The organism is Draconibacterium sediminis (assembly GCF_000949475.1).
In the GTDB taxonomy this organism is placed as follows: Bacteria; Bacteroidota; Bacteroidia; order Bacteroidales; family Prolixibacteraceae; genus Draconibacterium; species Draconibacterium sediminis.
This window is the reverse complement of the sequence record NZ_JRHC01000013.1, coordinates 1-6,848: the sequence shown is the minus strand read 5'-3', so window position 1 is coordinate 6,848 and position 6,848 is coordinate 1. Positions and strand designations below refer to the sequence as shown.

The following is a 6,848-nucleotide window of genomic DNA, read 5'->3' as shown; positions in this document are numbered from 1 at the left end:
ATCATGGGAATGGGATTTTGGAAATGGAAATACCAGTACTGTTCAAAATCCAACTCATACTTATACAACGGCTGGAGTTTATACGGTGCAATTGATAGTCACCAATAGTGTTGGAGCAGACACAATCACTAAAACTGATTTTATTACCGTTAACTCATTGGTGCCGGTTGCTGAATTCTCTGCAAATAAAACAACGATCAACCAGGGAGATGCTGTTAGCTTCTCGGACCAGTCGGCAAACAATCCAACATCCTGGGAATGGGATTTTGGGGATGGAAATACCAGCACTGTTCAAAATCCAACTCATAATTACTTAACAACTGGCACATTTACCGTTAAACTTATCGCAAATAATAGCTTTGGTTCTGACACGATAATAAAAGAAGCATTAATTACAGTCAATTCCGCCGTTCCTTCTGCAGCATTCTCAGCAAATACAGCAATTATTGATCAAGGAAATGAAATCATCTTTTCGGATCAGTCGGCCAATTTTCCAACCTCATGGCTGTGGGACTTTGGGGATGGAAACACCAGTACAAATCAGAATCCGACTCATATTTACACATCAGCAGGATTATTTACGGTCAAACTTATTGTCGTCAATAGTTTTGGAACGGATACAATTACCAAAACTGATTTTATTACCATTAACTCATTGGTGCCGGTTGCTGAGTTCTCCGCAGATAAAACAACGATAAATCAGGGGGATGCTGTTATCTTTTCGGATCAGTCTGCAAACAATCCAACCTCATGGAATTGGGATTTTGGGGATGGCAATACCAGTAATGTTCAGCACCCTACTCTTACTTATCCAACAACAGGAGTATACACAATCAAACTTATTGTTGGCAACAATTTTGGAGCAGATACAATTACTAAAACGGATTTTATTTCGGTATATTCCTCAAATGTCCCAATAGCATCTTTCTCTGCAAATAAGACCAACGAAATTCAGGGAAATGAAATCATCTTTTCGGATCAGTCTACCAATTCTCCAACATCATGGCTATGGGATTTTGGAGATGGAAATACCAGTACGGTTCAGAATCCAACTCATACATACTTATCCGCTGGCACCTATTCGGTCAAATTAACGGTCTCTAATAGTTTTGGATCCGATTCTATTATAAATGAAAACTTTATTATTATATCAAGTCCGACACCTCCAGTGGTAGCGTTTTCTTCAAATACTACTACGATAGACCAAGGACATGAAATCATTTTCTCGGATCAGTCTACCAATTCGCCAACATCTTGGCTTTGGGATTTTGGGGATGGAAATACCAGCACGGTTCAGAACCCTACTCATACTTACTTAACTGCTGGCACATTTACTGTTACACTAACGGTCACTAATGTTTTTGGATCTGATACAATGATTAAAAATGACTTGATAACAGTTAATTCCGCTGTTCCTGTTGCAGCATTCTCGGTAAATACTGCAGTTATCGACCAGGGAGGTGAAATCATTTTCTCGGATCAGTCTACCAATTCGCCAACATCATGGGAATGGGATTTTGGAGATGGAAATACCAGCACGGTTCAGAACCCAACTCATACTTACTTAACTGCTGGCACATTTACTGTTACGTTGACGGCAACTAATAGCTTTGGATCCGATACAATTATAAAACAAGACCTTATCACAGTTAATTCTGCTGTTCCAGTTGCGGCATTCTCAGCAAATAATATAGTTATTGACCAGGGAAATCAAATCGTCTTTTCAGATCAGTCTACCAATTCACCAACATCTTGGTTATGGGATTTTGGAGATGGAAATACCAGCACGGTTGAGAATCCAACTCATACATACTTAACATCAGGAACATTCACTGTTACGTTAATGGTCACCAATGAATTTGGCTCCGACACAATGATAAAACAAAACCTGATAACAGTTAATTCTGCTGTTCCAGTTGCGGCATTCTCGGCAAATACAACAATTATTGACCAGGGAAATCAAATCATTTTCTCGGATCAGTCTACCAATTCACCAACATCTTGGCTTTGGGATTTTGGGGATGGCAATACCAGTACGGTCCAGAATCCAACTCATACATACTTAACATCAGGAACAATTACCGTTACGTTGACGGCAACTAATAGCTTTGGATCCGATACAATTATAAAACAAGACCTGATTAAGGTTAATTCAGCTGTACCTGTTGCTGCATTCTCCGCCAATACTGCAGTTATCGACCAGGGAAATCAAATCATTTTCTCGGATCAGTCTACCAATTCTCCAACTTCATGGTTATGGGATTTTGGAGATGGAAAGACCAGTACGGTTCAGAACGCAACTCATACATACTTAACTGCGGGTACATTTACCGTTACGTTAAAGGTGACCAATAGCTTTGGATTTGATACAATTATAAAACAAGACCTGATTACGGTTAATTCCGCTGTTCCTGTTGCTGCATTCTCGGCAAATACAACAGTTATTGACCAGGGAGATAACATCGTCTTTTCAGATCAGTCTACCAATTCACCAACATCTTGGCTTTGGGATTTTGGAGATGGAAATACCAGCACGGTTCAGAACCCAACTCATACTTACTTAACTGCTGGCACATTTACCGTTACTTTGACGGCGACAAATAGCTTTGGCTCTGACGCAGTTATAAAACAAGACCTTATTACTGTCAATTCTGCTGTCCCAGTTGCAGCATTTTCTACAAATACTGCAGTTATTGCCCAGGGAAATCAAATCATTTTCTCGGATCAGTCTACCAATTCTCCAACTTCATGGGAATGGAATTTTGGAGATGGAAATACAAGTACGGTTCAGAATGCTACTCATACATACTTAACTGCAGGAACATTCACTGTTAGGCTAACGGTCACCAATGATTTTGGCTCTGACACAATGATTAAACAAAACCTGATAACAGTTAATTCCGCTATTCCTGTTGCAGCATTCTCGGCAAATACTGCAGTTATTGATCAGGGAGGTGAAATCATTTTCTCGGATCAGTCGACCAATTCTCCAACTTCATGGTTATGGAATTTTGGAGATGGAAAGACCAGTACGGTTCAGAACCCAACTCATACATACTTAACTGCGGGTACATTTACCGTTACGTTAAAGGTGACCAATAGCTTTGGATTTGATACAATTATAAAACAAAACCTGATTACAGTTAATTCTGCTGTCCCAGTTGCAGCATTTTCTACAAATACTGCAGTTATTGATCAAGGAAATCAAATCGTCTTTTCAGATCAGTCGACCAATTCTCCAACTTCATGGTTGTGGGATTTTGGAGATGGAACTTCCGGTACTGTTCAAAATCCTACTCATACTTACTTAACGGCCGGTACGTTTACCGTTACGTTAAAGGTCACCAATGTTTTTGGATCTGACACAATGATTAAACAAAACCTGATTACAGTTAATTCTGCTGTTCCTGTTGCTGCATTCTCTGCAAATAATACAGTTATTGACCAGGGAAATCAAGTCATTTTCTCGGATCAGTCTACTAACTCTCCAACATCATGGCTATGGGATTTTGGGGATGGAAATACAAGTACGGTTCAGAATCCTACTCATACTTACTTAACGGCCGGGACTTTTACCGTTACACTAACGGTCACTAATGTTTTTGGCTCTGACACAATGATTAAACAAAACCTGATTACAGTTAATTCTGCTGTACCTGTTGCTGCATTCTCCGCCAATACTGCAGTTATTGACCAGGGAGGTGAAATCATTTTCTCGGATCAGTCTACTAACTCTCCAACATCATGGCTATGGGATTTTGGGGATGGAAATACAAGTACGGTTCAGAATCCTACTCATACTTACTTAACGGCCGGGACATTTACCGTTAAGTTGACGGTAACGAATAACTTTGGTTCTGACACAATGATCAAAAATAACTTCATTACAGTAAACTCATTAGCTCCTATCGCGCAGTTTTCGGCAGATGAGAGGACAATTATACAGGGTAATCCAGTCACCTTTTTGGATCAGTCCACCAATTCGCCCACATCATGGGAATGGGATTTTGGTGATGGTAATACCAGTGCTGTTCAGAATCCTACTCACTCCTATATTGCGGAGGGTTTATATACTGTCAAATTAATCGCAAGCAATAGTTTTGGACCAGGCACGATTGTTAAGGCTGATTACATTGAAGTTTTGCCAATTCCGGACCCAGTACTTTCAGTGTCTCCAATATTCCTTGATTTTGATACTATATCAACACAAAAATATATAAGTATCAATAATATTGGAGGGAATATTTTAACATGGTCATTTGCCGAAAATTTAAGCTGGTTAACTGTAGACCTAGCATCAGGGGAAACTACAACAGAGACCGATCAGGTTGGAATCGTTGTAGATCGCACCAATTTGTCGGCCGGTGATTATTCAGGAATAATTACAATAACCAGTAATGGAGGCACCCAGGAAGTTAATATTATTATAAATGTACGAGCGAAGGAAGAACCGAAACCACCCGGCTGGACAAATTAACGTTATATAATTCAGTCATTAATCAGTTGAATCAAGTATCCATTGATTTACAAAAGGATTTCGGTTCGACTTCTTGTGAGCAGAATGATGAATAAAAATGATCAGTCAGTTTGAGGATGTATTTACTTTCTGATCGTATCCTAACCTATTCCGTACAAGGTTTATCGATTCACAAATAATTCTAATGCTATAGACCTTAGGTATTTTTACACGAGATATAGACTTGCAATTTTGTTAATGATCAAAATTTAGTCATTAAAGATTCTGGCGCTTATAGATTGGCTTTTGTAATTATTCATTACTCCAGATCTTACTAAAATCCAAAATGGTATTTCTGGATCAGGGACAGATATATGATCTATTCCGTTACTTATATTTTGTTGTTTTTCTGTCCAGTGACTTGACTTTAAGTATATCAAATGCGGTGTTATCACAAACGCAAAGATGTAGTTTACTGACCTACAATACTTTTTGAAATCAATTTAAAAACGACATATAAATATGAATTAAGACATTGTCGAATAATGGGTAGTTAGACTCAGTAGAATTCTTTGAAATAAGTTCGACCCTCTCGCTATCTTCTAATAATTATCTACGGAAACTTTTTCAAGGACTTATAATGATTTTTTAGTGACTGTTATTTTGATCTTTCATGGCCAGAAAATCTAATTCAAAAAAACTTAACGCTAGATGAGCATATAATTAATCGTTTGATATAAAATAATCTGGGGTATGTATAAATCAATTTTGCATCTAATTTAGACATACAAGAAAGGGGTTTAAGAAAGCACATTCTAATTTAAACCAAAAGAAAAGAGGCTGCTCCTCTGAGCTAGCCTCTCATCTTACTTTTAGTAGAACCTCCCGAAATCAATTACTGTTTTCAGTAAAGTTGTAATTTATTGATTCTGAAAAAGTATTTATCTGTTTCGGTAAATAATTTTTCCAATCCTGGTATCGCCATCGATATCCAGTCTGTAGAGATAGACTCCTGAAATTTCGGAATTAGGTCTGAACTCTACGCGTTGCAATTCACCTGCTTCAACCGGTTGATCCAGTATTCTGGCAACTCGTTGTCCAAGCATGTTGTGAATTTCAAGAACAGCATGACCGCTAACTGCAGGAACAAATTCAAAGTTTACGAATTCATCAAATGGATTCGGGAACACTTTGAGTTCACTATCCTGAAGAATTGGCTCAACATCTAATTGTATATCTGCTGATTTTTTCACTTTTTGGTCTTCTACTGATCCATTTGCTCGTTTAGAACCTTTAAACGGAGGCAGATCTTCTGGATCCATTTCTTCCCACCATGGATAATCATCTGGACTGACGATGCTATCACTTCCACTAAGAACAAATACTCCGTCATTATTCACGTCAACTTCACCATAACATACACAGGTAAGTTCACATGCCACACCATGGGCAATGATCCAGAATTCGTCAACAACATTTGTTATAATAACATTTGCGTCTGTATAGTGGCCTTCGCCTTCAACAACAACGGTATACTGACCTGGAGCAACTGTTTGTTTCTGTTTTTTACCATTACCCATTACAGGATATTTTTCGTAACCAACATAAACATGTACTTCTTCCAGATAATTTCCAGGATCCATTATATAATCAACATATACACTGTCGTTTTGCCATCTGACTTCAACCTTACCAACAGGTGTTCTATCTGTTGTATCACAATGGGCAGCACCGGCATATAAATCAAGCACATATGTGGTATCACGTTTTGTGATTGGATTCGTCCAGCCCCATCTATTGAATATACCATCACTACAGAAGTCGACTACTTCATCATCGTTTGGTATTACTCCAAATACAGTTTCGCAGTTACCAACTTGTTCAGTCCACTTCTTAACATATACTGTTGTATCAGTTGGATTTCCGCAGTCGTCTTCAATATGGAAAGTATAACTGTATATCATAGGACAATCACCTTCAACGTATAATGGTGAAGCTGATATACTATCCGAACCGTCACAATTATCAGTCCAGTATGCCCATACAACTTCTTCAGGCTCGCCATTACAGATAGAATCCATGAATGGTATTGAGTCTATTACTGGTGCTTCCAGGTCTGCTTTCCAGTCTACACGTACTTTCGCTGAATCGATGTTGCCACAAAGATCCTCTGCGTAGAACGTACGTACTGCCCACATTGCACAAGGCTCTCCGCCTGTCTCATCTCTCGATGTTATGGTGATGTCTCCAGGATCATCACAGTTGTCTGTAGCACTCGCACTTCCAAGAGCTGTTTCAATCTCTGCATCAGTTGGATTGCAGCCCAGATCATCATCACTGTTGGCTGTAATTTCTGGTGCTGTCAGATCTACTTTCCAGTCTACACGTACTT

2 protein-coding genes are annotated in these 6,848 nt (G+C 38.8%); one reads left to right on the top strand and one right to left on the bottom strand.

Annotation, left to right across the window (positions count from 1 at the left end):
• A partial coding sequence (locus LH29_RS24705) for a PKD domain-containing protein (RefSeq protein WP_052671211.1) occupies positions 1 to 4,477 on the top strand: 4,477 nt, incomplete at its 5' end.
• 920 nt (positions 4,478 to 5,397) lie between these two features.
• Here LH29_RS24705 and LH29_RS23390 read toward each other — a convergent pair.
• Positions 5,398 to 6,848, bottom strand: a 1,451-nt coding sequence (locus tag LH29_RS23390; RefSeq protein ID WP_045033880.1) for a T9SS type A sorting domain-containing protein, incomplete at its 5' end; no start/stop codon positions are given.